Annotated in this window: 28 protein-coding genes and 1 tRNA gene; 14 read left to right on the forward strand and 15 right to left on the reverse strand. The window is 65.9% G+C overall.

Annotated elements, in window-relative coordinates:
• The first annotated feature begins 96 nt into the window (after window positions 1-96).
• Window positions 97-1,299, forward strand: coding sequence for a CaiB/BaiF CoA transferase family protein (locus tag ACQY8M_RS02410; protein ID WP_428668890.1), 1,203 nt, complete (start codon window positions 97-99; stop codon window positions 1,297-1,299).
• 114 nt (window positions 1,300-1,413) lie between these two features.
• Here the strand turns inward: ACQY8M_RS02410 and ACQY8M_RS02415 are convergent, their stop codons facing one another.
• The 6 genes from ACQY8M_RS02415 to aroA form a co-directional block, all read right to left on the reverse strand.
• Window positions 1,414-2,358 carry an ornithine cyclodeaminase family protein gene (locus ACQY8M_RS02415; RefSeq protein WP_428668891.1) on the reverse strand — a complete coding sequence of 315 codons (945 nt, stop codon included), beginning with the start codon at window positions 2,356-2,358 and terminating at the stop codon, window positions 1,414-1,416.
• Window positions 2,355-2,738: a lipopolysaccharide assembly protein LapA domain-containing protein gene (locus ACQY8M_RS02420; protein WP_428668892.1), complete on the reverse strand. Its 384-nt coding sequence runs from the start codon at window positions 2,736-2,738 to the stop codon at window positions 2,355-2,357. The genes ACQY8M_RS02415 and ACQY8M_RS02420 overlap by 4 nt, the downstream gene beginning before the upstream one ends.
• A gap of 226 nt (window positions 2,739-2,964) precedes the next feature.
• Window positions 2,965-3,300, reverse strand: coding sequence for an integration host factor subunit beta (ihfB, locus tag ACQY8M_RS02425; RefSeq protein ID WP_428668893.1), 336 nt, complete (start codon window positions 3,298-3,300; stop codon window positions 2,965-2,967).
• A gap of 109 nt (window positions 3,301-3,409) precedes the next feature.
• The gene (rpsA, locus tag ACQY8M_RS02430) at window positions 3,410-5,143 is read right to left on the reverse strand and encodes a 30S ribosomal protein S1 (protein ID WP_428668894.1); all 1,734 of its coding nucleotides are present in this window, start codon (window positions 5,141-5,143) and stop codon (window positions 3,410-3,412) included.
• Between the two features lie 152 nt (window positions 5,144-5,295).
• Entirely contained in the window at window positions 5,296-5,925 is a 630-nt protein-coding gene (locus ACQY8M_RS02435; protein ID WP_428668895.1) for a (d)CMP kinase, read from the reverse strand.
• A gap of 94 nt (window positions 5,926-6,019) precedes the next feature.
• Window positions 6,020-7,366, reverse strand: a complete 1,347-nt coding sequence (gene aroA, locus ACQY8M_RS02440) for a 3-phosphoshikimate 1-carboxyvinyltransferase (protein ID WP_428668896.1) — start codon at window positions 7,364-7,366, stop codon at window positions 6,020-6,022.
• 134 nt (window positions 7,367-7,500) lie between these two features.
• On the opposite strand from aroA, the gene ACQY8M_RS02445 reads away from it, so the two are divergent.
• Window positions 7,501-7,869, forward strand: coding sequence for a TIGR02300 family protein (locus ACQY8M_RS02445; RefSeq protein ID WP_428668897.1), 369 nt, complete (start codon window positions 7,501-7,503; stop codon window positions 7,867-7,869).
• A 64-nt stretch (window positions 7,870-7,933) separates the two neighbouring features.
• Window positions 7,934-8,009 (forward strand) — tRNA-Ala (locus tag ACQY8M_RS02450).
• A 306-nt stretch (window positions 8,010-8,315) separates the two neighbouring features.
• Here ACQY8M_RS02450 and ACQY8M_RS02455 read toward each other — a convergent pair.
• On the reverse strand, window positions 8,316-8,687 hold the full coding sequence (locus tag ACQY8M_RS02455; RefSeq protein WP_428668898.1) for an H-NS family nucleoid-associated regulatory protein: 372 nt from the start codon (window positions 8,685-8,687) through the stop codon (window positions 8,316-8,318).
• 741 nt (window positions 8,688-9,428) lie between these two features.
• Here ACQY8M_RS02455 and ACQY8M_RS02460 point away from each other — a divergent pair.
• Window positions 9,429-9,806 carry a VOC family protein gene (locus ACQY8M_RS02460; RefSeq protein ID WP_428668899.1) on the forward strand — a complete coding sequence of 126 codons (378 nt, stop codon included), beginning with the start codon at window positions 9,429-9,431 and terminating at the stop codon, window positions 9,804-9,806.
• Window positions 9,807-9,893: 87 nt separating this feature from the next.
• On the opposite strand, the gene ACQY8M_RS02465 is transcribed toward ACQY8M_RS02460, so the two are convergent.
• Window positions 9,894-10,277, reverse strand: coding sequence for a hypothetical protein (locus ACQY8M_RS02465; RefSeq protein ID WP_428668900.1), 384 nt, complete (start codon window positions 10,275-10,277; stop codon window positions 9,894-9,896).
• A gap of 81 nt (window positions 10,278-10,358) precedes the next feature.
• On the opposite strand from ACQY8M_RS02465, the gene ACQY8M_RS02470 reads away from it, so the two are divergent.
• On the forward strand, window positions 10,359-10,712 hold the full coding sequence (locus tag ACQY8M_RS02470) for a hypothetical protein (RefSeq protein WP_428668901.1): 354 nt from the start codon (window positions 10,359-10,361) through the stop codon (window positions 10,710-10,712).
• 212 nt (window positions 10,713-10,924) lie between these two features.
• The gene (locus ACQY8M_RS02475) at window positions 10,925-11,524 is read left to right on the forward strand and encodes an acyltransferase (protein WP_428668902.1); all 600 of its coding nucleotides are present in this window, start codon (window positions 10,925-10,927) and stop codon (window positions 11,522-11,524) included.
• A 186-nt stretch (window positions 11,525-11,710) separates the two neighbouring features.
• On the opposite strand, the gene ACQY8M_RS02480 is transcribed toward ACQY8M_RS02475, so the two are convergent.
• Together ACQY8M_RS02480 and ACQY8M_RS02485 are read right to left on the reverse strand one after the other, a co-directional pair.
• Window positions 11,711-12,262 (reverse strand): hypothetical protein, encoded by a 552-nt coding sequence (locus tag ACQY8M_RS02480; RefSeq protein ID WP_428668903.1) that lies wholly within the window; start codon window positions 12,260-12,262, stop codon window positions 11,711-11,713.
• Window positions 12,263-12,347: 85 nt separating this feature from the next.
• Window positions 12,348-12,542, reverse strand: coding sequence for a hypothetical protein (locus ACQY8M_RS02485; protein ID WP_428668904.1), 195 nt, complete (start codon window positions 12,540-12,542; stop codon window positions 12,348-12,350).
• Between the two features lie 106 nt (window positions 12,543-12,648).
• Here ACQY8M_RS02485 and ACQY8M_RS02490 point away from each other — a divergent pair, with 106 nt between their 5' ends.
• Window positions 12,649-13,176 carry a cupin domain-containing protein gene (locus ACQY8M_RS02490; RefSeq protein WP_428668905.1) on the forward strand — a complete coding sequence of 176 codons (528 nt, stop codon included), beginning with the start codon at window positions 12,649-12,651 and terminating at the stop codon, window positions 13,174-13,176.
• A gap of 18 nt (window positions 13,177-13,194) precedes the next feature.
• On the opposite strand, the gene ACQY8M_RS02495 is transcribed toward ACQY8M_RS02490, so the two are convergent.
• Both ACQY8M_RS02495 and ACQY8M_RS02500 read right to left on the reverse strand, forming a co-directional pair.
• Window positions 13,195-13,956, reverse strand: a complete 762-nt coding sequence (locus ACQY8M_RS02495; protein WP_428668906.1) for a hypothetical protein — start codon at window positions 13,954-13,956, stop codon at window positions 13,195-13,197.
• Between the two features lie 83 nt (window positions 13,957-14,039).
• Entirely contained in the window at window positions 14,040-18,797 is a 4,758-nt protein-coding gene (locus ACQY8M_RS02500) for a response regulator (protein ID WP_428668907.1), read from the reverse strand.
• Between ACQY8M_RS02500 and ACQY8M_RS02505 the strand changes: the two genes are divergently transcribed.
• Window positions 18,796-19,008 carry a hypothetical protein gene (locus ACQY8M_RS02505; protein ID WP_428668908.1) on the forward strand — a complete coding sequence of 71 codons (213 nt, stop codon included), beginning with the start codon at window positions 18,796-18,798 and terminating at the stop codon, window positions 19,006-19,008. The two genes, ACQY8M_RS02500 and ACQY8M_RS02505, sit on opposite strands and share 2 nt — an antisense overlap.
• A gap of 80 nt (window positions 19,009-19,088) precedes the next feature.
• On the opposite strand, the gene ACQY8M_RS02510 is transcribed toward ACQY8M_RS02505, so the two are convergent.
• Window positions 19,089-19,409, reverse strand: a complete 321-nt coding sequence (locus ACQY8M_RS02510; RefSeq protein WP_428668909.1) for an OmpA family protein — start codon at window positions 19,407-19,409, stop codon at window positions 19,089-19,091.
• A 294-nt stretch (window positions 19,410-19,703) separates the two neighbouring features.
• Between ACQY8M_RS02510 and ACQY8M_RS02515 the strand changes: the two genes are divergently transcribed.
• The 6 genes from ACQY8M_RS02515 to ACQY8M_RS02540 all read left to right on the forward strand — a co-directional run bounded on the left by ACQY8M_RS02515 (window position 19,704) and on the right by ACQY8M_RS02540 (window position 24,519).
• Complete coding sequence (locus ACQY8M_RS02515; RefSeq protein ID WP_428668910.1) at window positions 19,704-20,429, forward strand: PhoH family protein; 726 nt, start codon at window positions 19,704-19,706, stop codon at window positions 20,427-20,429.
• Window positions 20,430-20,741: 312 nt separating this feature from the next.
• Complete coding sequence (gene uvrC / locus ACQY8M_RS02520; protein ID WP_428668911.1) at window positions 20,742-22,571, forward strand: excinuclease ABC subunit UvrC; 1,830 nt, start codon at window positions 20,742-20,744, stop codon at window positions 22,569-22,571.
• Between the two features lie 76 nt (window positions 22,572-22,647).
• A complete protein-coding gene (gene pgsA, locus ACQY8M_RS02525; protein ID WP_428668912.1) occupies window positions 22,648-23,217 on the forward strand; it encodes a CDP-diacylglycerol--glycerol-3-phosphate 3-phosphatidyltransferase in 570 nt (189 codons plus the stop codon).
• The gene (locus ACQY8M_RS02530) at window positions 23,214-23,465 is read left to right on the forward strand and encodes a MoaD/ThiS family protein (protein ID WP_428668913.1); all 252 of its coding nucleotides are present in this window, start codon (window positions 23,214-23,216) and stop codon (window positions 23,463-23,465) included. Before pgsA ends, ACQY8M_RS02530 begins: the two co-directional genes overlap by 4 nt.
• Window positions 23,466-23,469: 4 nt before the next feature.
• The gene (locus ACQY8M_RS02535) at window positions 23,470-23,940 is read left to right on the forward strand and encodes a molybdenum cofactor biosynthesis protein MoaE (protein WP_428668914.1); all 471 of its coding nucleotides are present in this window, start codon (window positions 23,470-23,472) and stop codon (window positions 23,938-23,940) included.
• A 69-nt stretch (window positions 23,941-24,009) separates the two neighbouring features.
• Window positions 24,010-24,519 carry a hypothetical protein gene (locus ACQY8M_RS02540; protein ID WP_428668915.1) on the forward strand — a complete coding sequence of 170 codons (510 nt, stop codon included), beginning with the start codon at window positions 24,010-24,012 and terminating at the stop codon, window positions 24,517-24,519.
• On the opposite strand, the gene ACQY8M_RS02545 is transcribed toward ACQY8M_RS02540, so the two are convergent.
• Window positions 24,512-24,886: a hypothetical protein gene (locus ACQY8M_RS02545; RefSeq protein ID WP_428668916.1), complete on the reverse strand. Its 375-nt coding sequence runs from the start codon at window positions 24,884-24,886 to the stop codon at window positions 24,512-24,514. The two genes, ACQY8M_RS02540 and ACQY8M_RS02545, sit on opposite strands and share 8 nt — an antisense overlap.
• Before the next feature lie 56 nt (window positions 24,887-24,942).
• Window positions 24,943-25,185 carry a DUF2630 family protein gene (locus ACQY8M_RS02550; protein ID WP_428668917.1) on the reverse strand — a complete coding sequence of 81 codons (243 nt, stop codon included), beginning with the start codon at window positions 25,183-25,185 and terminating at the stop codon, window positions 24,943-24,945.
• Window positions 25,186-25,195: the final 10 nt, after the last annotated feature.

Consider the following 25,195-nt stretch of genomic DNA (forward strand, 5'->3'; position numbering starts at 1 on the left):
TTCGCATAACCGCCGATTGCACAGGCTCTTGACTCGTTCGCGATGGGAAGGCAGCGCGGTCCCCTGATACAGTCCGGCTTCACACAAGGAGACTTCATGGCCGGCGCATTGAGCGGCATTCGCATCGTCGATCTCACCAACGTCATCCTCGGGCCGTACGGCACGATGCTGCTCGCCGACCAGGGCGCGGAGGTCATCAAGGTCGAGGCGCCCGAAGGCGACGCGGTGCGTCACATCGGCAAGCCCGCGCACACGCCGGGCATGGGTCCGTGTTACCTCTACGTCAATCGCAACAAGCGTTCGCTCTGCCTCGACCTCAAGAACCCGCGCGCGAAGTCGGCGCTGCTCGAAGTGGTGAAGACCGCCGATGCCTTTGTGCATGCGCTGCGGCCGCAGGCGATCGAGGCGCTCGGGTTGGGCTACGAGGAGATCCGCAAGGTGAAGCCCGACATCGTCTATGTCGGCGCCTACGGCTTCTCGGCAGACGGTCCTTACGGGAAACTGCCTGCGTACGACGACGCAATCCAGGCACGCTTCGGCATCGCCGACCTGATGGGCCGCGCCGCCGGTGACGACGTGCCGCGCTATCCGCCGACCATCCTCGCCGACAAGACGTGCGGCCTCACCTTCGCCTTTTCGACGCTGTCGGCGCTGATGCATCGCCAGCGCACCGGCGAGGGGCAGTTCGTCGAGGTGCCGATGTTCGAGACTATGACCGCCTGGCTGATGGTCGAGCATATGTGGGAGCGCACGTTCAGCGACGAGGGCGACGTCGGCTACACGCGCCTGCTGGCCAAGACTCGAAAGCCGTTCCGCACCCTGGACGGCTGGATGGCGATCCTGCCCTACAACGACAAGCACTGGCGGAACTTCTTCGAGCTGATCGGCCGGCCGGAGGTGCTGCAGGACCCGCGTTACGCGACGCTCAACGCGCGTTCGCTGCATATCAACGACATGTACGCCATGGTCGAGGCGCTGACGCCGTCGAAGACCACGGCCGAATGGGTCGCGCTGCTCGACAAGGCGCAGATACCGAACGCGCCGGTCTCCAGACCGGCCGACCTGTTCGACGACCCACACCTGGTATGGCGCCAGCTTTTCAGGAAATACCCGCATCCCAGCGAAGGCGAGGTGCTGATGGTCGAGCCGCCGATGCGGATGAGCCGCACGCCCCCCGAGATCCGCACGATGGCGCCGCTTATGGGTGCCGATTCACGCGCCGTACTGGCGGAAGCCGGGATCGATGCGGCGGAGATCGAGGCGCTGAAGCAGGCGGGGGCACTGATCGAGCCGGCGTAGATGTCTTCTCATCTCTTCCGGACCGCGAGCCTCTGGCTCGCTCATATACGCATGTGAATGCGCTCAATCATGAGCGAGCCAGAGGCTCGCGGTCCGGAAGAGCATGACACGCAACTACGCCTTCTCTACCGCCAGCTCTGCCGCCGCAAGGTCCTCGAGCGCCGTGCCGACCGACTTGAAGAGAGTGATGCTGGCGGCATCGCCGGGCAGGCGGCCGGTCTGCTGGCCGCGCGCCAGCTCGAACAGGTCGGCGATCACGTCGTCCTCGTCGATCGTGCCGTTGCGCAGCGGCTGGACGATGTCGCCGCCTTCCTTCAACGCGCCGGCGCGGGTGTCGACATAGACCCGCGCCCGCCACACCGCCCTATCGTCGCTCTCGCGCATCTCGGGCGTATAGGCGCCGACCAAGTCGACATGCTGGCCATCGCGCAGCCAGTCGCCTTCGACCAGCGGCTCCTTCGAGAGTGTGGCGCAGGAGATGATGTCGGCCTCGGCCACCGCCGCCTTACGGTCGGTGACAGCACGCACCGTAACCGGACGGTCGAGCGAAGCCGGCAGGGAGGCAGAGAGCTCCCGCGCCAGCGCCTCGGCCGACTCCGGCCGCCGGCCCCAGATCGCCACTTCGCGGATCGGCCGCACCTTGGCGTGGACGCGGATCAGATGCGGCGCCAAGGCACCGGCGCCGATCATCAGCAGGCGGGTCGCCGATTCGGGCGCGAGATAGCGCGCGGCCAGGCCCGAGGCGCAGGCAGTGCGCCGCTTGGTCAGCATCGTGCCGTCGAGCAGCGCCACGGTCTGTCCCGTGCGGCCATCGAGCAACATGTAGTGGCCCAGCACCGACGGCAGCGAGCGCCGAGCGTTGCCCGGGAAGACCGTCACGAGCTTGATCCCGATATGCCGGGCGGTCCACGCCGGCATCAGGAGCAGCGTGCCCTCCGGCAGTGCATGATGATGGCGCAGCGGCGTCTCGCAACCAGCCTTGAACATCGCCTCGAGGCGGTCGATCAGCGCGATGTCGTCGAGCGCACCATCGACCTCGCCGGCCGACAGCATCCTCATTGCTTGAAGGGCTCGGGCGCCACCAAGGCACTCTGGCGCTCGATCGCGCGCTGCTCGCGCGGCGCAGGCTGGACCGGCGTCGGTGTGGGTCTGGCAGCAGCCAGGTCCGCGCGCAGGCTGGCCACTTCCCTCTCCAGCCGCGCCACCTCGTCCTGCCGCTCACGGGCCCGGCGGCGATGACGGCGACCGGCCCACCAGCCCAACACCAGCCCCGCCAGCACGCCCAGCAGCAGCAGGGCGATCACCAGCAGGTACAGCGGCAGGACGACGACGTGCGGCAACGGCCACAGCGCGAGCTGCACCGCCTCGGTATTGCTGACGGCGATCAGCACACCAACCAGCAGGAAGAGCAGGAAGAAGGCGCGCGACAGATATTTCATTTGCGTCCGAGCATGGCACAGCGCGGTGCTGTCCCGCGAGCGGGATCAAATCGCGGTGACACCTTTTGCCTCAGGTGGTGTTGCGAGAGTCATGCGGACCTCATCTTTCCCCGCCTTGGCTCCGGTGATGCTGGTCGTGGCGGCCCTTGCCGTCGGGCTCTCGCCGCACGCGCGGAGCCTCGCTCCTTCCGGCGCCCCCATCGAGCTCATATCGAGCCAGCACTGATTATTTCTGGCTGTCGGCTTCCGGCTCGGCAGGAGCGAGGCCGGCGGCGCGCGCAGCTTCCCGGTTCAGTCGGTCGCGCAGATCCTTGCCCGTCTTGAAATAGGGCACGCGTTTGGAGGCGACGGCCACCTGCTCTCCCGTACGCGGATTGCGGCCGGTGCGTGGGTCACGCTTCTTGACCGAAAATGCTCCAAACCCCCGCAATTCGACCCGATCGCCGCCAGCCAAGGCCTTGGAGATCTCATCGAAGACCGTGGCGACGATACGCTCCACATCCCTTTGATAGAGATGAGGATTCTTGGCCGCCAGGCGGGCAATCAGCTCCGACTTGGTCATTGGCGCAACAATAGCGCAATAACCCGCCTCCTTCAACTAACCCCTTGAATCAAAAAGGAAAGGGCCGGTCCTTGCGGGCCGGCCCTCCGATTCGGTCGCGAAGCGCGACTTACTTGGTCTCTTCCTCGTCCCGCCGCTGGGCGCGGCTGAGCGCTGCACCGAGGATATCGCCCAGGCTGGCACCGGAGTCGGACGAGCCGAAGTCGGCCATCGCCTTCTTCTCCTCGTCCAGCTCGCGCGCCTTGACCGACAGCACGACCCGGCGCGAGGCCTTGTCGATGTTGGTGATCTTGGCGTCGAGCTTGTCGCCCACCGCATAACGATCGGGACGCTGCTCGGAGCGGTCGCGGCTGAGCTCGGACTTGCGGATGAAGCCCGGGATGCCGTCCTGCACGGTGACGTCGATGCCGTTGTCCTGGATGCCGGCCACGATGACGGTGACGACGTCGCCCTTCTTCGCGACGATGCCGACGTTCTCGAACGGATCGTTGGCGAGCTGCTTGATGCCGAGCGAGATGCGCTCCTTGTCCATGTCGACGTCGAGAACCTTGACCTTGACCTGGTCGCCCTTCTTGAAGTCGCGGATCGCCTCGTCGCCGGCCTTGTCCCAGCTCAGGTCGGAGAGATGCACCATGCCGTCGATGTCGCCGGGCAGGCCGACGAACAGGCCGAACTCGGTGATGTTGCGGACTTCGCCCTCCAGCTCGGTGCCTGCCGGATACTGCTCGGCGAAGCTCTCCCACGGGTTGGCCATGCACTGCTTCAGGCCGAGCGAGATGCGGCGCTTGGACATGTCGACATCCAGCACCATCACTTCGACCTCCTGCGAAGTCGCGACGATCTTGCCGGGGTGCACGTTCTTCTTGGTCCAGCTCATCTCGGAGACGTGGACCAGACCCTCGACGCCCGGCTCCAGCTCCACGAAGGCGCCGTAGTCGGTGATGTTGGTGACCCTGCCCTTGAGCTTCAGCCCCACCGGATACTTGGCGCCGGCACCGTCCCACGGATCGCTCATCAGCTGCTTCATGCCGAGCGAGATGCGCTGCGTGTCGGGATTGAAGCGGATGACCTGCACCTTGACGCTCTGGCCGATGGTGAGGGCTTCCGACGGATGGTTGATGCGCTTCCAGGCGATGTCGGTGACATGCAAGAGGCCATCGACGCCGCCGAGATCGACGAACGCGCCGTAGTCGGTGATGTTCTTGACCACGCCGTCGAGGATCTGGCCCTCGGACAGCGCACCCATCAGCCGTGTACGGTCCTCGGCGCGGGTCTCCTCCATCACGGCGCGGCGCGACACGACGATGTTGCCGCGGCGGCGGTCCATCTTGAGGATGGCGAACTGCTGGGCCTGGCCCATCAGCGGGCCGACGTCGCGCACCGGGCGGACATCCACCTGGCTACCCGGCAGAAAGGCCACGGCGCCCGACAGGTCGACCGTGAAGCCGCCCTTCACTCGGCCGAAGATCGTGCCCATGACACGCTCCTGGTCGGTGAAAGCCTTCTCGAGGACGGTCCAGGCTTCCTCGCGACGCGCCTTGTCGCGCGACAGGACGGCCTCGCCTTCCTTGTTCTCCATGCGGTCGACGAAGATATCGACGACGTCGCCTTCCTTGACTTCCGGCGACCCGCCGCCGTTTGCGAATTCCCGGAGGGCGACGCGGCCTTCCGACTTGAGCCCGACATCGACGACGACGAAATCGTTGGCGATGCGCACGATGGTCCCCTTGACCACGGTGCCTTCGAAGCTCGCCGAACCGCCGAGCGATTCGTCGAGGAGCGCAGCGAATTCCGCACTTGCGGCATCGCTGGGATTCTTACGCAGGGCGCTGCCCTTAGCCATTAAAGACCTCTTCCTTCATCGATCCCGGGCGAAACGCTGCCGCCCGTCGGCCAACCGGTTAAGTCCGGCGGATCCAATGCCTTGAAACTCCACGAACGGACCGCAATCCGCGCGCAATCGCCGCTGAATGTCTTCAGGCTGCCGGCGGCGACTTAAGGCCCGGCGGCCCGAAAGCCCTTGCGCTCGATGAACGCCACGGCGGCCGCAAGGGCCGCGTCGGCATCCATGTCGCTGGTATCGAGAAGCCAGGCATCGGGTGCGGCTCTCAAAGGTGCAGCCGCCCGTTCGCTGTCGCGACGGTCCCGCTCCGCCATCTCGGCAAGAACGCGCGGTTTTATAGTGTCCACCCCTTGCGCCCGCAACTCCCGATACCGCCTTTCGGCACGAACCTCGGTAGAGGCGGTGACAAAGAGTTTCACCGGGGCGTCGGGGCAGATGACCGTGCCAATATCGCGGCCGTCAAGCACCGCGCCCGTCGGTTGAGATGAGAATTCCCTCTGGAATTTCAAGAGGTTGGTCCGGACCTCGGGGATTGCACCCACTTTCGAGGCCTGCTGCCCGGCTTCGTCGCTACGAAGCGCGGGGTCGTCGAGATCGGCGGGACCGAGCCTGGCCGCAACCTCGGCAGGGCTTTCCCCGGTCTGAAGAGAGCGCCAGCCGACCGCCCGATAGAGCAGGCCGGTATCGAGATGGGGCAGCCCGAAGTGGGCGGCGAGCCGCTTGGCGATCGTGCCCTTGCCCGACGCGGCGGGCCCATCGACCGCGATGACGAGGCGAGTCATGCGCTGGAGGTGCGCCACTCCAGTGGCGCGTCATGTCGGTGTATCGCCAGTCGCATGATCGCGCCACTGGAGTGGCGCGCCCCCAGCACAAGACTCATGAACCGGACTCGATCCTGGCGCCGAGCCCGTTCATCAGGGCCGCAAAGCCCGGGAAAGACGTGTCGATCGGCGAGCCGTCATCGACCGCGACGGGCTCACGTGACACGACGCCCAGCATGAGGAAAGACATGGCGATGCGGTGATCGAGGTGCGTCTTCACCAGTCCGCCACCGCTCGGCGCCCTGCCGTCGCCATCCACGATCAAGAAGTCGGCGCCCATCTCATGACGCACGCCGTTGGCGGCAAGGCCGGCGGCGACGCTCGAGAGGCGATCGCTCTCCTTGGTGCGCAATTCGGCCAGGCCCAGCATGCGTGTCGTGCCCTCGGCGCAGGCCGCCGCCACGGCAAGGATCGGATACTCGTCGATCATCGTCGGCGCGCGATCCGGCGGCACGTCGACGCCTTTCAGCACCGCGCCCCTGACATGCAAGTCGGCCACCGGCTCGCCGCCGACCTCGCGTTCGTTCTCGAAGGTGATGTCGGCACCCATTTCCTTCAGAGTCATATAGAGGCCGGCGCGCAAGGGATTCACCCCGACATTCTCAACCAACAGGTCGCTGCCGGGCTTCACGCAGGCGGCGACGACGGCAAAGGCTGCCGACGAGGGATCGCCCGGCACCGCAATGTCACGTGCCTTGAGTTCCGGCCAGCCGACCACCGTGATGCGCTTGCCGCGGCCACCTTCGACCGGTGCCACACGCACCTCGGCGCCGAAGTGGCGCAACATCCGCTCGGTGTGGTCGCGCGTCGCCTCGGGCTCGATCACGGTCGTCTCGCCCGCCGCGTTGAGGCCGGCGAGCAGGATGCAGCTCTTCACCTGTGCCGAGGCGACCGGCAGCATGTAGTCGATGGGCACCATCTCGTCGGTGCCGACGATGGCCAGCGGCATGCGGCCGCCCTCGCGTGCCTCGAAGCGCGCGCCCATGCGGCGGAGCGGCTCCATCACGCGCTGCATCGGCCGGCGGCGCAACGAGCCGTCGCCAGTCATGAAGGAGGTGAAGCGATGGCTGGCCAGGATGCCCGCGAGCAGGCGCGCGGAAGTGCCGGAGTTGCCGAGATCGAGCATGTCGGCCGGTTCCTGGCCCCCGCCGACGCCGAATCCGCGCACACGCCACACATCGTCCTGCTCGACAACCTGCGCGCCGAGTGCGCGCACGGCGGCGGCCGTCCGCAGCACGTCCTCGCCGGTCAGCAGGCCGGTGATGGTGGTCTCGCCAAGCGCCATCGCACCCAACATGAGCGCGCGATGCGACACGGACTTGTCGCCCGGGGCGCGCACACGGCCGCTCAGTCGCCGCACGGGATGGGCAATCAGCCTGGAGGGGGCAGCAGAGGCGGCCAAATGAACTCCCGAATGCGGCGCGGCGCCCTCCTACCATGCCCGAATTTGGTTTTGACAGGGTGAAAGACGCGTGACATACGCGCTCCCTCGCGGCTGTACGGCCCTTCACAGCGAAATTTTCCGGGAGAACCAGTGTGGTCAAGGCGTCCTGGGGCACCAAGCGTACCTGCCAGAATTGTGCAGCGCGCTTCTATGACCTGAACAAGAGTCCGATCAAATGCCCCAAGTGCGGCCGGGAGCATGACCGGGAGGACTTCGTGAAGGTGCGGCGCGGTCGCGCCTCCGCGGCTGCCACTGCCGCCACCGCTGCGGCCGCAGCCGCAGCAGCCAAGCTCGCCCTTGCCAAGAACAAGAAGGTGGAGGACGGCGCGATCGACGAGGACGGTGCCGACCTCGAGGCCGATGACGATGCCCTGGAGGATACGGACGATCTGGCCGACGAGGCCGAGGACATCGAGGTCGAAGTCGAAGTCGAGGACGACAAGGGCGAGGGCGACCGATAGATCTGCAACAGTTGCCAGCAGGCGGATCGCAAATTATACCTCGCGGCCGCCAGCACCAAGTTTCGGGGCCATAGCTCAGCTGGGAGAGCGCTACAATGGCATTGTAGAGGTCGACGGTTCGATCCCGTCTGGCTCCACCAAGACAAAGGGGTTAGCTCGAAAGGGCTAACCCCTTCGGCTTTTTGGGGGGGATTCAACCGGAGGATATCCGGGCGATTTCGACCGCGACATCGCGGGACAAAGCGGGACGATATCGGGATGGCCTGATGTGGGGCTGGCATCCGTTGGGGACAGCTCGGGCAGGTTTTGGACTCCAGGCTTCGCGTCCGTAGCAAGCAGTACCGTTATTTGCGACGCGTCTTCTCAGAACTCCGGCATGATCGGATAGACCGCCGCGTCGGCAGTGGGTTCGGTGCGATGACGCCCCGGGGACGAGTACGACCGGGCTATTCCGCAGCCGGCGACCGATCGGAGGTCTCTTGCGTCCCTCGAATGAGGAATTCATCAATAGTCCTGCCGCTCTTCAACCCTGCAACAAGCCAACCCGGCTTGCGACCCCGCCCCGACCAGACAGCTGCCGCGTTGTCCAGGCTGCGATACTTGGGTTCCGTCTTGAATTTGGGACGGCTGCGCGCGCCACGTTGTGCACCCATGCCGACCATGGCCATCTTGAGATGGGCAGGCATCAGCTTGTATTTCTCGATGACAGCACGAAGCTGTTCCATGCCCTCCTGCTCGTTTCGCTTGATCTTCTCGGCAAGGGTCTGGAGCTCCTTGATCCTTCGCTCGATCAATTTCAGAGAGTTCGGGTTAGGCATACAGTCACTCTTCTTTAGCAAGTCTACGAGGGCAGGCCGGGCATCGAAGCAGTAACCTTCTGCCTGCCTACCGCCCCGCTGTTCGTGTGTTGGATGACCAGCTGCAATTTGCGCGCTATCGCAGCAACATCGCGATAGCCACGGCAACGACGGCGAAAGTCGTTGCAAAGAGCATCGCGAGATAAACCAAAAACCGGGACATTCTCATCGCACAACGAACCGCGACGCTTCTGCATCGGAGGCCGCCACCAAGGCTGCACTATGTTCGGTCGGGAGAAGCAATGAACCGGCCTTTGTAGAATATCGGGAGTGGTCATCAACTTCGCCTTGCTTACGCCCGAGTCTGCGAAAGTGCATATGACCAGAAGGTGGAGGCGCCGCATCTTCGGAGGTACCCCGGTGGCCGGCCGCGCGGTGGCGGTCACCGATCTAGAGCTTCCTCACGACGGCACCGGTGCGGGACGATCATTGGCGCCGTGCCGAAGCCGGTTCGCAAAGGACCTCTCGAGCTCGACCCGGTTTCGCCCATGAGCTTCGGCTTCCGGTAGGGCGTTGAGCCCCTGTTCGACTTGAAGTCGGTCGGTCCGCTGGACGACCCAAGCCGCAGAGTCGAGACCGCGGCTCAAGCTCAAGGCATCGATCGCCGACGGCATTCAGGGCCGACGATTGCGCGTGGTCCCCTCTCCCAATCCGGGACCGACGGAATTAATGTGCCCTCTCTGACACACCGAAGGGAGAGAAATGTTCACTCACATATTTGTCGGCGCGGACGATGTTGCCACGTCGAAGAAGTTCTACGATGCGGTGCTCGGCACCCTTGGCATACCGGAAGGCAAGGCGGATCCGAAGGGCCGCGTCTTCTATCGCACCCAGACCGGCACCTTCGGCCTCACGAAGCCGATCGATGGCGCCCCAGCGACACATGCGAACGGCGGCACGATAGGCTTCGCCTGCGACAGCCCGGAAAAGGTGCAGGCATTCCACGCTGCGGGTGTCGCAAACGGCGGCAAGAGCATCGAGGATCCGCCCGGATTGCGTGAGGCAGGTGCGGCGAAGCTCTACCTCGCCTATCTGCGCGATCCCTACGGCAACAAGATCTGCGCGCTGCATCGCGGCTAGGCTCGCTGCCCTTCATAGGGTTGCAGTTGCATCGCGGCCACGGCGCCCAGGCTCAGCCTGGGCGCCGTTGGCTGCCTCGCCCGTCGATCAGCTGTCGAGACCAAGGTAGCTCAGGAGGTTGGGTCGCACGGCCCACATGACGAGGCTTCCGAGAGCGGCGCCGGTGCTGCTGGCCGCGAAATCCAGGAAGCCCGGGCTTCGGCCGGACATATACAGCTGCCCGACCTCGAGTATTGCCGCGAGCACAACAAGCAAGAGGGTTTGAACGCGGAGCCCCGGCCTCTCTCGATATGCCAGGCCCATCATGATCGCTGTGCCGAAGTAGGCCACGGCGTGTTCAACGCGTCCGCTGGCGCCGGTTCGGACCATCGCGTCGCCGGGCAGCCACGACAGTACGACGAGCAGCGCGATGCACGCGAAGAATCCGGCCCGAAGGATCAAGGTGCACAGGTCGGCATACTTGCGAGGCATCTTGTCTCTCCCGAGGCTGGCGAGCGTCGCCAGGATCAACCGAGCGGGCGGCCGCCCGTTAATCGCCGATAAATCAATCACTTGGCAACGTCCCTTATTTGCCCCGAGATCGAAGGAAGCAGACAGATTTCCAGCATCGAGGCATTGCCGTGCGGGAGACACAAGCGCAAGCTGCCGCTCTTGAGTATCGTCGTCGAGGGGGGTTACCCAATGGCTTCCGACGAAATCATGACTGCACTAGGCCGGGCCACCGCAGCAAATTGGGGCGACCTGCCGACCCGCGTTCAGAAGGATCTGTTCAACGCGGCCGTGAGATCGGCGGGAAGGGGCGCTCGCGAAAAGCTGGCAGCCTATCTCCATGAACAGCACCCGCGAACCATCCAGGGTGAGCAGCCGGCGCGGCTGGTGCCGGAACCGGACAGCCTCGGCGGCTAGGCCGTCGGATCCGACCGCCATCCTGTGAGCCACCGCCACCCGAGCGGTGCGCAGGATTAATGAATTTGGATCGACGCAGCCCGACAACGGCGCCACCGAGCACGGTGCATCCCGTGTCAGGCCATTGGTCTCGGGACACGACGGGGCGTGGGTCCCACTATCGACGCGGCGCTGTTGCCGGGTATCGTGCCTGTTCAACGTGGAACAGAGTGATGCCCCTCACGATCGACAATCGAGGCCGGGACAATGTCATTGCCTACCTGGAGGCCGACGCCCCCCAGCTCAACGGTGCGATCAGGATAGGCGGCAACCGAAACAGCCTGACGATCGGGCGGCGCACCTTGTCCAAGAACGTCAGCGTATCGCTCGGAACGGGCTGCACGGTCCAGATCGGCGAAAACTGCAACCTCGGAAGCCTCCTGATTCACGCCGAGAGGGGTGCCGAGGTCTCAATCGGAAGCAATACGATCTTCAATGGCTATTCGCGACTGCTGCTGCACGAAAAGGCAAGGATCAGCATCGGAGCGGGATGCCTTTTCGCGTCGGAGATCGACGTGACGATCAGCGATATGCATTCGATCATCGATGCACAAAGTCGGGAACGCCTCAACCCGGCCCGCGACGTGACGATCGAGGATAGGGTCTGGATCGGCCAGCGCGCGATGATCCTCAAGGGATCGCACATAGAAGCTGGTTCGATCATCGGAGCGGCAGCCTTGGTCAACGGTCATGTCGCGGGGAATTCACTGGCGACGGGCGTACCGGCGAAGGTCACCCGGTCAGGAGTAACGTGGACACATAAGCTTCTCTAGCCACCAGAGCGAACCTGCAGCCCGCAGCATATCGATCTGCATGCTACGCGCCGCAGCGCACTGCCCGTCGCGGCGAGCGAGGCTGCCGTTCAGGCACTCGCAAGAAACTCCCGCAAACCGTTCTCTGTCTGACCGACTTTGGGTGCAGACCCGAACTCCCGGCGGCCGCCTCCGTCGTCTCCTCTGTCAGAAGCGCGGGAATATCGGAAAGCTCCGGCGACCGAGCAGCGGTGCGTCGGTGAAGATGACCAGGAAGAGCTGCGAGAAGAGCTGACCGACCCGCGGGTCCTCCGGACCGGTCGCCGGCGTCCACGCGGTCGATTGCGACAACGCGAGATCGTTGCGGCAATAGACGGCGAATACAGCGAAGCGGTCCGCGGCCTCGATCCGCCGCGGCTGGTGGCGCACCTCGCCGGCACAGACGCGCGCGGCGGTAAGGTCGATCGCCGAATCGAAGATCAGCACCAGGCGATAATCGGGACGGGGCAGCTCGGCCGGGACGTCGTCAGTGAAGGTCAGCCGCGGCCGAGGCCGGTTCGCCTGCATCACCGGCAACAGCCGGCGCTGGGTTTCCTGCTGCGTCAGCGCCGGGAACGGATTGCCCTCGAAGAGCACTCGGAAGGTCTTGCCGTTGGTTGCGGCATAGAACTCGCTGAAATCGTATTGCGGCGCGTAGTCCGTGCCGCCGATGCTGCCGGACGGCGCCGCGCAGGCGCCCAGGACAAGAATTCCGGCCAAGAGACGGAGAGCGCGCAGAGTCACCACCGGTTCGACGACCCCAGGCTGGGATTGCGGCACAATCTTGTAGGCACCGCCGCCTGCGTCAAGTCGTCATGCCACGCGGGCTACGATCGCGCTTTGCGCCTTTCAGGTCTGAGTTCTGGCTGCCCGGCAGCGCGGCCCCGTTCTTTTCGCGGCGGGTCTTCTCGTCGGGGCGCATCTGGGGCGGGTCGGCGCTGGCGCCCGGGTTCAGACGTTCGTACTCGTGGTCGTGAGTGGTCTTGTCGGGACGAGGCATGACATTCTCCGCGGACTGTCCCCAAGCAACGGCGCCTGCGTCGATTTCGTTGCCGGCTGCCGGGCATCCTGTACGTTCCGGACAAACAACCGCGGCGGGAACTGCGATGACTCAGGTGAAGCGGCGCGAGCCTCGGCTTTATCGCTTCGAGGACGACGGCAAGACCCCCAACAACGCCAGGCTGCCGCTGGTCCTTTATTGCAATGCCCTCGAGGCGCCGCGCGGGAGCGATCCGGCGGCGGAGTGCGAGGCGCTGTTCGCGGCCCATGGCTGGACCGACTCCTGGCGCAATGGAGTCCACGGCTTCCTGCACTTCCACGCCGGCACTCATGAGGTCCTGGGGATCGTGCGCGGTGAGGCGCTGGTGCAGTTCGGCGGCGACAAGGGCTGCAACCTCCCGGTGAAAGCGGGCGATGTCGTGGTGTTGCCGGCCGGCACCGGCCATCGCCGCCTCTCGGCCAGCGACGATCTGCTGGTGGTGGGCGCGTATCCGGCATCGGGGTCCTACGACCAGTGGCGACCCGGCGAGATCGGCCACCGCGAAGCGCTGGAGCGGATCGCCCAGGTCCCCGAGCCCGCGCAAGATCCGGTCTACGGCCACGACGGGCCACTGACGCGGCTATGGGCGCGCTGAAGCCTGTTCCGGCGTCCTTCATCGAGCGTTCTGGGCCCGCGCGAGTTCGACCCGGGCTTGCCGGATCGTGGGCGCCTGCACATCGATGCGTTCGGCCTCGTTCAGGGCACTATTCGCAGCGGCGAAATCGCGCCGGGCGATCGCCTCGCGCATGCGGGAAAGGGCGTCGGCGATGCGCGCCTCCCGATGCGCCTTCTTGTCGTGCGCGGCCTGCAGCGCCGCACGCAGCTCGGCAATCTCCGGCGCGTCGGCCTTGAGGCGCGCCGCTTCTGCCAGTTCCGTCTCTGCCACCGCGCGATCATCGTGGTCGACCGCAAACCGTGCACGCTGGATGTGGTGCGCGAACCGTCCCTCCGGCGTCTTGAGGACGACGATGTCGACGCGTGCCTGCTGGGTCTCGGGAAGCCTGGGCATGGCCTTCTCGGCCTTGTCGAGCGAGGCCTCTGCTGCGACGTAATTGCCTGCCGCGGCCTGGCGGCGCGCGTCGCCGATCGAGGCCACAGCGTCGTCGCGCCGCAGGCCGTCCACGACGGTGACCTCGTCGCCCGTCGTCGCCTGAGCCGCCGTCGCTGATGCGGTCGCTGGTGAGAGCGCGGCAGACGCTATCGAAGTCGCAGCCCGTCGGCTTTCCCCGGTGGTAGCCCTCGCGGAAGCGGCCTCCTCTCGCGGCACAGAGGCAGCGAAAAGGATCAACCCCACGGCCATGAGAAGGACGGCTGCCGCCCAAGCGCCATAGCGGATCTGCCGCTTCCTCGTCTCGCGCAGGTCACGGTAGCGCATCGGTTCCCTCTCGCAGCAGACACGCTGGCCAAACGCCGCTCACAGGAGCGGGTTCCTCGCGCGTTTCTACGAATTGAAGAACCTCAGAGAGGTCGCAGCCGGGCCGCGACGTTCTTCAGATCGTCCCGGGTGTAGGGCTTGCGGATCAGCGCCACCTTTTGATCGGCGGCGAAGCGCCGGGTCAGCTCGGCCGAGTCGTAGCCCGTGGCGATCACGACGGGGAGCTGGGGATGGAGCGCGCGCAACTCGCCCAACAGCAGGTCACCCTTGCGGTCGGGCAGGCCGATATCGACGATCGCGAGGCCGATATCTTCGCCAAGCAGCTTCACCTTGTTTATTGCCTCGGTAGCCGAGCCCGCCGTTTCGACGCGATAGCCGAGCTCTCGCAGGTGCTCCGCCGCCACCATCTGGACGAGGATCTCGTCCTCGACCAACAGGACACGCGGCGCGCCGTCGCGCTCCTTCAGCATGTCGCCGAGCTTGGCGGCGAGAGCGGCATAGGTGAAGGGCTTGGTGATCAGCGCGACGCCGGGATCGAGCCGGCCATCATGCACAATGGCGTTTCGCGCGTAGCCGGTGGTGAACAGCACCCTGAGATCGGGCCGCATCTTGCGCGCGGCGTCGGCAAGCTGGCGGCCGTTCATGCCACCCGGCAGGCCGACATCGGTGAACAGCAGCCGGACTTCCGGATGGCGTTCCAGCAGCTGCAGCCCGGCCGCCGCGATATGCGCCTCCAGCACGGTATAGCCCAGTTCGCGCAGGATGCCGGTCGAATGGGCACGCACATCGTGATCGTCCTCGACCACCAGGATGGTCTCGCTGTTCTGGCTGCGCGGCGCATGATCCGCGACCGCGGGCTCGGCCGCCACCTCGTCGTCGGCGAGCTGACGCGGCAGGTAGAGCTTCACCGTCGTGCCCTGGCCTTCTTCGCTGTAGAGCTTCACGTGGCCGCCGGACTGCTTGACGAAGCCGTAAACCTGGCTCAACCCCAGCCCGGTGCCGTGGCCGATATCCTTGGTCGTGTAGAACGGCTCGAACGCGCGGGCCTGAACCTCGCGCGACATGCCGAAACCCGAATCGGTGATCGAGATCACGACATACTGCCCGGGCACGACCTCGGACTGCAGCGCCGCGTAGCTCTCGTCCAGCATGGCGTTCGCGGTCTCGATGGTGAGCTTGCCGCCGTTCGGCATGGCGTCGCGCGCATTGACCGCGAGGTTCAGGATCGAGACTTCGAGCTGGTTGGGATCGACCACCACGCGCCACAACCCGCCCGCCAGCACCGTCTCGATGGCGATCTGCTCGCCGAGCGTGCGGCGCAGGAGCTCCGACATGCCGGTCACCAGGCGGCCGACATCTACCGTCTTGGGATCGAGCGGCTGGCGGCGCGAGAAGGCAAGCAGGCGCTGGGTGAGCGAGGCCGCGCGCTCGGCCCCGCGCATCGCGTAGTCGACCGACCGCGCCAACCGGTCGGCATCGAGTGCACCGCGCGCAGTGACCGCGCGCTGGATCGATTCGAGGTTGCCGATGATCACGGTGAGAAGGTTGTTGAAGTCGTGCGCCACGCCGCCGGTGAGCTGGCCGATGCCCTCGAGCTTTTGCGACTGGGCGAGCTGCTCCTGGGCGCGCTGCAGCGCCTGCTGCGTGTTACGACGCTCGGTGATGTCACGCGTGATCTTGGCGAAGCCGATCAGAACGCCCGTCTGGTCACGGATCGGGTTGATGACGACGCTCGCCCAGAAGGTCGAGCCGTCCTTGCGCAGCCGGACGCCCTCGGCCTCGAACTTGCCTTCGCGCAGAGCCGTCTCGAGGGCGCGCTTGGGCACGCCAGCCGCGCGGTCGGCTTGCGTGTAGAAGGTCTCGAAGTGCCGGCCGACGATTTCCGAGGCGAGGTAGCCCTTGATGCGCTGCGCCCCGGTGTTCCAATTGCTCACGATCCCCTGGGGATCGAGCATGTAGAGCGCGTGGTCGGTGACTCCCTCGACCAGATGCTGGAACCGGCCCTCTGCGATAGTGCGCTGCGCCGCTTCCTGGATGAGCCGTGCGTTCGCCGCTGCAAGCTCGGCCGTGCGCTCCGCAACCCTCGTCTCGAGAGCCTGCTCGTTCTCTCGCAATGCCTGCTCGACCTTGCGACGCCGTTGGATCTCGTCCTGGGCGGCGCGATAGAGCCGCGCCTTGTCGATGGCGATGGCTGCCTGCACGGCGATCGCCGACACGATGCGCTCGGCCCGCGCATCGAACACGTCAGGCTGGGGATGACCGAAAAACAGCCCGCCCAGCACCTCGCCCGAGCGCGAGACGACCGGCGCGGCAAGATAGCTCGCGACAGGCAAATGCCCCTTCGGATGGCCGTGATACGGTGGGTTTTTGCCGAAGCGCGGATCCTTGGTGATGTCGCCCGACCGCACGATGCCTTCTCCGTTGAAGGTCGGCGCGAACACTGCGGTGTTGCGCGGCATCGGGAATTTGGAGAACGCCTCGCGCGGCGCGCCCGACAGCGTGTAGAGCGTGTATGACTCCCCCTTGTCGTCGGTCACGTTGTAGAAGAACGCGCCGAACGCCGCGCCGGACAGCCGGGTCGCCGCATCGGTCACGACCTGCACCGCCCGTTCGAGATCGAGTTCCGCCGCCACCGCAGTACCGATCTCGTTCAGCAGCTCGAGGACCTGCGTCTCCTCCTGCAGGAGCCGCGACGTCTCGCGCCGCGTGCGCGAGATGTTGAGATTGGTTTCCACCCGCGCCAGCAGTTCGCGCGCCGAGAACGGCTTGGTGAGATAGTCGTCGGCGCCGGCGCGCAGCCCCCCGACCTTGGCTTCCTCGCCGGCGCGTGCCGACAGCAGGATCACCGGCGTATCCCTCAGCGCCGGATCGTCTCGAATCGTCTTCAGGAGGCCGAAGCCGTCGAGCCCCGGCATCATCACGTCGGACAGGATGAGGTCGGGCGTGAGCCGGCGCGCCGCGTCGACGGCAGCCTGGCCGTCCGCCACCGCCTGCACGCGATAGCCGGCACTGCCGAGCAACCGTCCGACGTAGTGGCGCATGTCGAGATTGCCGTCAGCCAGCAGCACGAGCCGTCCCTGCCCCGGAGCCGCGGCCTGCGGAACGGCCAAGTCCTGCGCCCCCGAGGCCGCCGGTGCGTCGACCGCCCAGGCGTCGCCATCGAGCCAGCTCGCCGCCTCCTGCACATAGGCGTCGGCGCGCACGGCCGAGCGCTGCCGTCCGTCCACCGCCGCGTGCACCCGGCCGGCGGGCAGATGACCGGCGCCGAACGGCAGGCGCACGGTGAAGCTGCTGCCCTGGCCGACCGTGCTCTCGACCGAAATCATCCCGCCATGCAGCTTGACCAGCTCCTGCACGAGCGCGAGGCCAATGCCGCTGCCTTCGATGCTGCGTCCGCGGGCGCCCTCGACGCGATGAAAGCGCTCGAAGAGATGCGGCAGCTCGTCGGCCGGAATGCCCGTACCGGTGTCGCGCACGACCAGCTCGGCCGCCCGTTCATCGGTGCTCGGCCGGACCTCGACCGCGATGCTGCCGTCGAAGGTGAACTTCAGCGCGTTGGACAGGAGGTTCAGGACCACCTTCTCCCACATGTCGCGATCGACATGTACCGGCCGCGCCAGCGCAGGTGCGTCGACGCGAAAATCGAGACCGGCACGATCGATGGCCGAACGGAAGGTCGAGGCAAGTTCCGCCGTGAATGCACCGAGGTCGACCGGTTCGTAACGGGCCTGCTCCTTGCCCGCCTCGATTCGTGAGTAGTCGAGCAACGAGTTCACCATCCTCAGCAGCCGTACGCCGTTGCGATGGGCGGTCGAGATCAGAGCGCCATCGCGTGACATCGCCTCGTCGGCGGGCTTGGCCAGCAGCTCTTCGAGCGGGCCAAGCATCAGGGTGAGCGGCGTGCGGAACTCGTGGCTCACATTGGAGAAGAAAGCGGTCTTGGCCTGATCGATCTCGGCCAGCGCCTCGGCGCGCCGCTTCTCCTGCTCGTAGGCTTCGGCATTGGCGATGGCCGCGGCGATCTGGCCCGCCGCGAGGTCCAGGAAGCCGGCATAGTTATCGTCGTACAGGCGGAACGGATTGAGACCGGCGATCAGGACGCCGGTGTGGCCCGTTTCGGCGCTGGACGTGATCGGGAGCACAACGGCGCTGCTCGACGGCTGCCGCCAGGCGCCGGCAGGTGCATCGTTGCCGAGCAGTTTCGCCAAATCCGCGACATGTTGGGCTTTGTGCTCGCGAATCGCCTCCGCCACCGGCCAGGGCTGCGCCGCGCCGAGCGGCAGCGACGGGGGCATCACCGCGCGATCGGCCGGCAGGCCGCTGCTGCTCGTCAATACGGCCTGCTCGCCGCCGGGCTCGACCACGTAAAGCGCTGCAAAGGTGAGATCGCGCGTGTTGGTCGCCAGGGCGCCCGCAGCCAGCTCGCAAGCCTGCTGCCAGGTGCGTGCCTCGCCGGTGCGCGCCGCCAGCTCACGAAGCAAGGCGATCTGCCGCTCGCCGATGACGCGCTGGGTGTCGTCGGTGTTGGCGCAGATGATACCGCCCACCGTGCCGTCCCCGGTCGGGATCGGGCTGTAGGAGAAGGTGTAGTAGGTTTCCTCGGGATAACCGTTACGCTCCATGATCAGGAGCTGCTCCTCGACATAGGTGCCCGCGTCGCCCGCCATCGCCGTGTCGAGCAACGGGCCGATGTCGGCCCAGATTTCCCGCCACACTTCAGACGTGGGCCGGCCCAAGGCCCACGGATGTTTGCCGCCGATGATGGATTTGTAGGGGTCGTTGTACAGGTAGGTGAGTTCGCGGCCCCAGCCGATCCAGATCGGTTGGCGGGAGGTCAGCATGATCCGCACCGCGGTCTTCAAGGCTTCGGGCCACGCCGCGGGCGGCCCGAGCGGCGTCGCCGCCCAGTCGCAGGCGCGCATCAATCCGGCGAGCTCGCTGCGACCGAGGAAAAGCTGGTCACTGTCGACCGATGCTTTTCCTGATCCACTCTCCGCCATCCAGATCATTCCCCCGGGCCCCGACACGTTCAAACGCCGGGCAATGGAATAGGTTGCCACGATGCGCCCGCAATGGACGCGAAAGCGGCCGGACTTTCGCCCAGCCGTCCTCGGTTTGAAATCGACGTCCTCCTACTGCATGACGATCTCGACGCGGCGGTTCTGCGGCTCACGCACGCCGTCGGCTGTCTGGACCAGCGGCTGAGCCTCGCCCCGTCCGACAATCGAGATCTCGGTCGCGGGCACGCCTTCGCTGACCAGCGCGTTCTTGACGGTGTTGGCGCGACGCAGCGACAGCGCCATGTTGTAATCGGCCGGACCCGACTTGTCGGTGTGGCCCGTCGCCGTCACGCGCGCGCTGCCGCGTTGCTTGTAGGCGGACGCAACCTGGCGGAGCGTCGTCATCGCCTGGGCCGACAGGTCCGAGCGATCCCAGACGTGACCACCCCGCAACAGTTCCGCTTTTCCCAACCGCCTTTGGTGTGAATTTTCTGCGTCGCACCATAAATATTGTGGCTGGTCTGCCCCATTCACGTTACGCTTCGTTTAGCAGCTGAAGGAGGTGCATATCCGTTCGAGGGTCATGTTCCCCGACGGAGTCCAGTTCACCGGTGGTCCATCCGCCGCGTGCCCTGTCAACTTCACCTTCAGCCCATCTGCCGATTGCCCATGCCTCCGCTTCGCGGGGGCGTTTTTGTTTGTGGGCAACCGGTCCCGTTCTCCAGCCTCTGATACCGGAGTATGAATATGGCCAAACGCGCCACCCGCCGCGCCAAGCTTCACGCCATCGAAGGCGACCGTATTCACAACCTCGTCTTCGACCACACTCCGGCCAACGATCGCGACCAGAGCTACCTGCGCAAGGTCCGACCCCGAAGTGACAACCAGCGCGTCCTGATGGAAGCGATAGACAGCAAGCCGCTGACCATCGCCGTAGGCCCGGCCGGCACGGGCAAGACCTACCTGGCGATTTCGGCTGCCGTGGAGGCCCTGGAGGCCGGCACGGTCTCGCGCATCGTGCTGAGCCGCCCTGCCGTCGAAGCCGGCGAGAATCTGGGGTTCCTGCCCGGCGACATGCGCGAAAAGCTCGACCCCTATCTGCGCCCGTTGTGGGATGCCCTGAACGACCGGCTTGGGGCCAAGCGCCTGCGCCAGAACCTCGACGATGGCCTGATCGAGATCGCGCCGGTGGCCTTCATGCGGGGCCGCACCCTCAACAACAGCTTCGTGCTGATCGACGAGGCGCAGAACTGCACCTACGGCCAGCTCAAGATGCTGCTGACGCGGCTGGGTTGGCACTCGACCATGGTCATGACCGGCGACCCGGACCAGACCGACCTGTTGCCCGAACTGTCCGGCCTGGCCACCATCGCCCAGCGCCTGGAGGGGTTCGACGACGTGGCCGTGGTGCGACTCGCCGACAAGGATGTGGTGCGCCATCCGCTCGTGGGCCGGATGCTGTCGGTGCTCTGAAGGGCCAAAATTATCCACAAATCGGCGTGTTCCGGCCAATTGGATCGAATAGAGAACATTTCGCTTCGCATCTTTTTTGTTCGGACGCGATCGGCACCAAATAAATCAGCGCGAACAACGCATTAGATGCAGGGTGGCAGGCGACTGCCACCCTGACTACATTGAGTCAATACGGTGACGACCGTGTAACGGCAAACGCACCTTTGGCTTCTTCACAGACTTCCCCACATCCCTGTCGTGACCAGCGAACTCCAGCCAGAACCCAAACCGAGCGAGGACTCGCTCCCCGCCGAAGGAACGCTCGCGGACGGGATGCGCATCATCGCCGACTTCGTGCGTACCTTGCCGAAGAAGCCGGGGGTCTATCGCATGATCGGCGCCGACGGGGAGGTGCTCTATGTCGGCAAGGCGCGGTCGCTGCGCAACCGCGTCGCCGCCTATACCCAGCCGACCCGGCTCGAGACCCGGCTCATGCGGATGGTGTCCCACACCCGCAGCATGGAATTCGTGGTCACCGACAGCGAGGCCGAGGCCCTGCTGCTCGAGAACAACCTGATCAAGCGCTTCCGGCCGCGTTTCAACGTCCTGCTGCGCGACGACAAGTCGTTCCCCTACATCGTCATCCGCCGCGACACGCAATGGCCGCAACTCGCCAAGCACCGCGGCGTCCGCCAGCTGGGCAACGAGTATTTCGGCCCCTTCGCCTCGGCCACGGCCGTCAACCGCACGCTCTATGCCCTGCAGCGCGCCTTCCCGTTGCGCTCCTGCTCCGACGGCGTGTTCTCGACGCGCACGCGGCCCTGCCTGCAGTACCAGATCAAGCGCTGCACCGCGCCCTGCGTCGAACGCATCGACAAGCCCGAATATGACGCCATCGTGAACGAAGTGCGCGACTTCCTCGGCGGGCGCAATCGCGAGGTCCAGCAGGCATTGTCGCTGCGCATGGAGACCGCCGCGGCCGATCTGCACTTCGAGCAGGCTGCCGTGCTGCGCGACCGCATCCGCGCGCTGGCCCATATCCAGTCGCACCAGTCGATCAGCCTGCCTTCGATCGACGAGGCCGACATCTTCGCCGCGCATGCCGACAGCGGCCAGGTCTGCATTCAGGTCTTCTTCCTGCGGGCCGGCCAGAATCTCGGCAATCGCGCCTACTTCCCCAGCCATGCCAAGGAGCTCGACCCGCCCGCCGTCCTGACCGCCTTCATCGGCCAGTTCTACGAGGCGCGGCCGGCGCCGAAGCTGATCCTGACCAGCCACGACGTGGACGAGCGCGAGCTGATGGAAAGTGCGCTGGCGATCGCGGCCGGGCACAAGGTCGAGATCCGCACGCCCAAGCGCGGCGACCAGAAGGATGCGCTCGACCAAGCCGTCAACAATGCGCGCGAGGCCTTGGCGCGGCGGCTGGCCGAGCGCGGCACGCAGCGGCAACTGCTCGAAGGCGTGGCCCGCGTGTTCAACCTCGATGCGCCGCCCGAGCGCGTCGAGGTCTACGACAACAGCCACATCCAGGGCACGGCACCGATCGGCGCCATGATCGTCGCGGGCCCCGAGGGCTTCATCAAGAACAGCTACCGCAAGTTCAACATCAAGACCGAGGGCGCGGCAGGCGACGATTTCGCGATGATGCGCGAGGTGCTGTCGCGCCGCTTCGGGCGCGCGCTCAAGGAGAATCCCGAGCGCGACGAGGATCACTGGCCCGACCTGGTGCTGATCGACGGCGGTCAGGGGCAGCTCGAAGTGGCGCGCCAGGTGCTGACCGAGCTCGGGCTGGAGGACATTCCCATCGTGGGCATCGCCAAGGGGCCCGACCGCGACGCCGGCCGCGAGCGCTTCTTCGTGCCGGGCAGGCAGCCCTTCTCGCTCGAGCCGCGCGATCCGGTGCTCTACTTCCTGCAGCGTCTGCGGGACGAGGCGCATCGCTTCGCCATCGGCACGCACCGCACACGCCGCGCCGGCGACCTCACACGATCGGCGCTCGACGAGGTGCAGGGCATCGGCGCGGCGCGCAAGCGCGCACTATTGCATCATTTCGGCAGTGCCCGCGCGGTGGGTGCGGCAACTTTGGAAGATATCAAATCGGTCGCCGGCATATCGGATGCGCTGGCGCAGAAGATTCACGACCACTTTCGCGGCGTCCGCTGACGCCTTTGCCGGAGACCCGCCCAGCATTGGCAGTGGTGACAATTCGTTGCGCGGCACCGTAAGGTGCCGGCTCCACATGCTGAACACCGCCAATATCCTCACGCTGTCGCGCATTGCGGCGATCCCGCTGGTCGTGGCGTGCTTCTGGCTCGATCGCGGCTGGTCACAATGGCTGTCGATGGGCCTGTTCGTCGCCGCGGCCATCACCGACTATTTCGACGGCTATATCGCGCGCCGCTACCACCAGATCTCCCGCCTCGGCCGCTTCCTCGATCCGATCGCCGACAAGCTGCTGGTGGCGGCGGCCCTGCTGATGCTGGTCGATCGCGGACCACTGACCGGCATTCACGTGCTCGCCGCGCTGATCATCCTGGCGCGCGAGATCCTGGTGTCCGGACTGCGCGAATTCCTCGCCGAGCTGCGGGTCGGCCTGCCGGTGAGCCAGCTCGCAAAATGGAAGACCGCGGTGCAGATGGTCGCCATCGCCCTGCTGCTGGTGGGCGATGCGGCGTCGCCCCTGGTCACGACGCTCGGCCTTTGGGCGATCTGGATCGCGGCCGGCCTCACCTTGATCACCGGCTACGATTACCTGCGCACCGGCCTGCGCCACATGGCGGAAGACACGACGCCGGGAGCCGCTGAATGAAGGTGCGCTACTTTGCCTGGATGAAACGCACCGTGGGCGTCGCCGAGGAGGAGATCGACCCGCCGCCCGAGGTGCGCACCGTGGGCGATCTCGTAACCTGGCTGCGCACCCGAAGCGGCGGCCACGCCGAGGCGCTGGCCGAAGGCGCCGCCTTCGGTGCCGCGGTCGACAAGCGCACCGCGACCTTCGATGTCGGCATCGCCGGCGCCGGCGAGGTCGCATTCTTTCCACCCTTCACCGGCGGCTGACGCCATGACCGTACGCGTCCAGGAGGCGGATTTCGACATCGGCTCCGAGCTCGATCGGCTGACCGGCGGCAACACGCGGATCGGCGGGCTGGCCGTGTTCGTCGGCCTGGTGCGCGAGATGCATGTGCGTGAGGGCTACCATCGCGACAGGGTCGATGCGCTCACGCTCGAGCATTATCCCGGAATGACCGAGACGGCACTGGAGGAGATCGAGGCCGAGGCGCAGCGCCGCTGGCCGCTCGAGGCGACGCTGATCGTTCATCGCTACGGCCGCATGGAGCCGGGCGAGCGGATCGTGCTGGTCGCCGTGGGCTCACCGCACCGCGAGGCGGCCTTCGAGGCCTGCGAGTTCCTGGTCGATTGGCTGAAGACCAAGGCGCCTTTCTGGAAGCTCGAGGACACGCCCAAGGGCGAAAAATGGGTCGGCGCCCACGCTGCCGACGACCAGGCGGCAGCCCGCTGGGAGAAAAAGTAGGGAAATTCGCACGGAACGCTTTTGGCTCCCCATCTGTTAAGTCTTCCGGCCACCAGAGCGGAGATCGCCATGCGCTACTGTGTTCAACCGGCAACGGCAAAAGACGTCGCGATGCTGGCGCTTTCCATGGAAGACGGGGATGCGGGCGAGACCGAGTACGACCGCAATGGCGACCAGAAACCGCTCGACCATCTGTTGAACGCCTTCCTGTCCAGCACCGAGGTGTGGGCTGCACACAATCGCGACGGCCAGCCCTGCGCGCTGTGGGGCGTCGGACCGACGTCGCAGGATTTCGAGGTGGGCCGCTTCTGGCTGTTGACCTGTGAGGAAGTCGAGGCGGCGCCGCATGATCTCGCAGCGCTGTCGATCATCGTGCTACCCGAGATGCTGGCGACCTACACACGGCTCGAAAGCATCGTCGATGCGCATAACCTGCGCGCCGTATCCCTGCTGCGGGGGCTCGGCTTCACTGTCGAGCCGGCAGCTTTCCATCCGGCGTCGGATCGGCCGTGCCATCGCGTGTGGATCGAGGCCGATGCCTCGATCCTGGCGAAAACCCGCCCTCTTCTGCTCAATTGAGACGGCGGCGGGCCATGTCGAGCAGCTTGGCGTCGTCGAGCTGCTCCATTACCTCGCCTTTTCCGAGCTTGCCGGCAAGCAGTTCGGCGTGGCCGCGCACATACTTCTCGAAGTCCTGGCGCGCACCGTCCGGCCCCGTGATCATCCATCCGTCGACGTCGTCGAGGGTCGCCTCGACCTCGGCGAGGATCGCTTCGAAATACTCGCGGTTATCGCGGCCCTTGCCCGCGCCGACATTGCCGGAATGACGCACATGCTTGCGCGGTGCATCGGCCTTCACACGCTTTTTGTCGACATCGTCGGCATCGAAGCTGAAGACCTTGGCCTCACGTGCATCGAGCCAGACGACTGCGTGATTGTGCGTCATTGTTCACTCCCGTGGTTGCTGGGAGTGAACGGCCTGCACATAGAAGGAGTTGCGGTTCAGCCGGTGTAGTTCTCGACCGTTCGTGCCGGCCGGACTTCCGCCTCGTCCGGGTTCTTGCCGAACTCGCGCAGGGCGCGGCGCTGGCGCAGCAGGTCCCAGTAGCGGTCCAACTCGACGTTGACGGCGGCGAGCCGTTCCTTCTCGGCGTCGGAGATCTCGCCCTTGTGGTAGAGCGTCTTCTCTTCGGCGACCAGCCGTTCGATGTGGTCGAGCACGGTCTGATCGGTCGTGTGCGCCATGATGAAGCTC

Origin of the sequence: Reyranella sp., from assembly GCF_965279465.1 — a bacterium.
Taxonomy (GTDB): Bacteria; Pseudomonadota; Alphaproteobacteria; order Reyranellales; family Reyranellaceae; genus Reyranella.

Coding starts and splice junctions, on each gene's coding strand:
- ACQY8M_RS02505 (WP_428668908.1), top strand. CDS start 18,796: ATGATCCGCACCGCGGTCTTCAAGGCTTCGGGCCACGCCGCGGGCGGC.
- ACQY8M_RS02415 (WP_428668891.1), bottom strand. CDS start 2,358: ATGAGGATGCTGTCGGCCGGCGAGGTCGATGGTGCGCTCGACGACATC.
- ACQY8M_RS02495 (WP_428668906.1), bottom strand. CDS start 13,956: ATGCGCTACCGTGACCTGCGCGAGACGAGGAAGCGGCAGATCCGCTAT.
- ACQY8M_RS02455 (WP_428668898.1), bottom strand. CDS start 8,687: ATGCCTAACCCGAACTCTCTGAAATTGATCGAGCGAAGGATCAAGGAG.
- ACQY8M_RS02515 (WP_428668910.1), top strand. CDS start 19,704: ATGGCCAAACGCGCCACCCGCCGCGCCAAGCTTCACGCCATCGAAGGC.
- rpsA (WP_428668894.1), bottom strand. CDS start 5,143: ATGGCTAAGGGCAGCGCCCTGCGTAAGAATCCCAGCGATGCCGCAAGT.
- ACQY8M_RS02550 (WP_428668917.1), bottom strand. CDS start 25,185: ATGGCGCACACGACCGATCAGACCGTGCTCGACCACATCGAACGGCTG.
- pgsA (WP_428668912.1), top strand. CDS start 22,648: ATGCTGAACACCGCCAATATCCTCACGCTGTCGCGCATTGCGGCGATC.
- ACQY8M_RS02435 (WP_428668895.1), bottom strand. CDS start 5,925: ATGACTCGCCTCGTCATCGCGGTCGATGGGCCCGCCGCGTCGGGCAAG.
- ACQY8M_RS02545 (WP_428668916.1), bottom strand. CDS start 24,886: ATGACGCACAATCACGCAGTCGTCTGGCTCGATGCACGTGAGGCCAAG.
- ACQY8M_RS02490 (WP_428668905.1), top strand. CDS start 12,649: ATGACTCAGGTGAAGCGGCGCGAGCCTCGGCTTTATCGCTTCGAGGAC.
- ACQY8M_RS02460 (WP_428668899.1), top strand. CDS start 9,429: ATGTTCACTCACATATTTGTCGGCGCGGACGATGTTGCCACGTCGAAG.
- ACQY8M_RS02500 (WP_428668907.1), bottom strand. CDS start 18,797: ATGCTGACCTCCCGCCAACCGATCTGGATCGGCTGGGGCCGCGAACTC.
- ACQY8M_RS02530 (WP_428668913.1), top strand. CDS start 23,214: ATGAAGGTGCGCTACTTTGCCTGGATGAAACGCACCGTGGGCGTCGCC.
- uvrC (WP_428668911.1), top strand. CDS start 20,742: ATGCGCATCATCGCCGACTTCGTGCGTACCTTGCCGAAGAAGCCGGGG.
- ACQY8M_RS02410 (WP_428668890.1), top strand. CDS start 97: ATGGCCGGCGCATTGAGCGGCATTCGCATCGTCGATCTCACCAACGTC.
- ACQY8M_RS02535 (WP_428668914.1), top strand. CDS start 23,470: ATGACCGTACGCGTCCAGGAGGCGGATTTCGACATCGGCTCCGAGCTC.
- ACQY8M_RS02465 (WP_428668900.1), bottom strand. CDS start 10,277: ATGCCTCGCAAGTATGCCGACCTGTGCACCTTGATCCTTCGGGCCGGA.
- ihfB (WP_428668893.1), bottom strand. CDS start 3,300: ATGACCAAGTCGGAGCTGATTGCCCGCCTGGCGGCCAAGAATCCTCAT.
- ACQY8M_RS02475 (WP_428668902.1), top strand. CDS start 10,925: ATGCCCCTCACGATCGACAATCGAGGCCGGGACAATGTCATTGCCTAC.
- ACQY8M_RS02420 (WP_428668892.1), bottom strand. CDS start 2,738: ATGAAATATCTGTCGCGCGCCTTCTTCCTGCTCTTCCTGCTGGTTGGT.
- ACQY8M_RS02540 (WP_428668915.1), top strand. CDS start 24,010: ATGCGCTACTGTGTTCAACCGGCAACGGCAAAAGACGTCGCGATGCTG.
- ACQY8M_RS02485 (WP_428668904.1), bottom strand. CDS start 12,542: ATGCCTCGTCCCGACAAGACCACTCACGACCACGAGTACGAACGTCTG.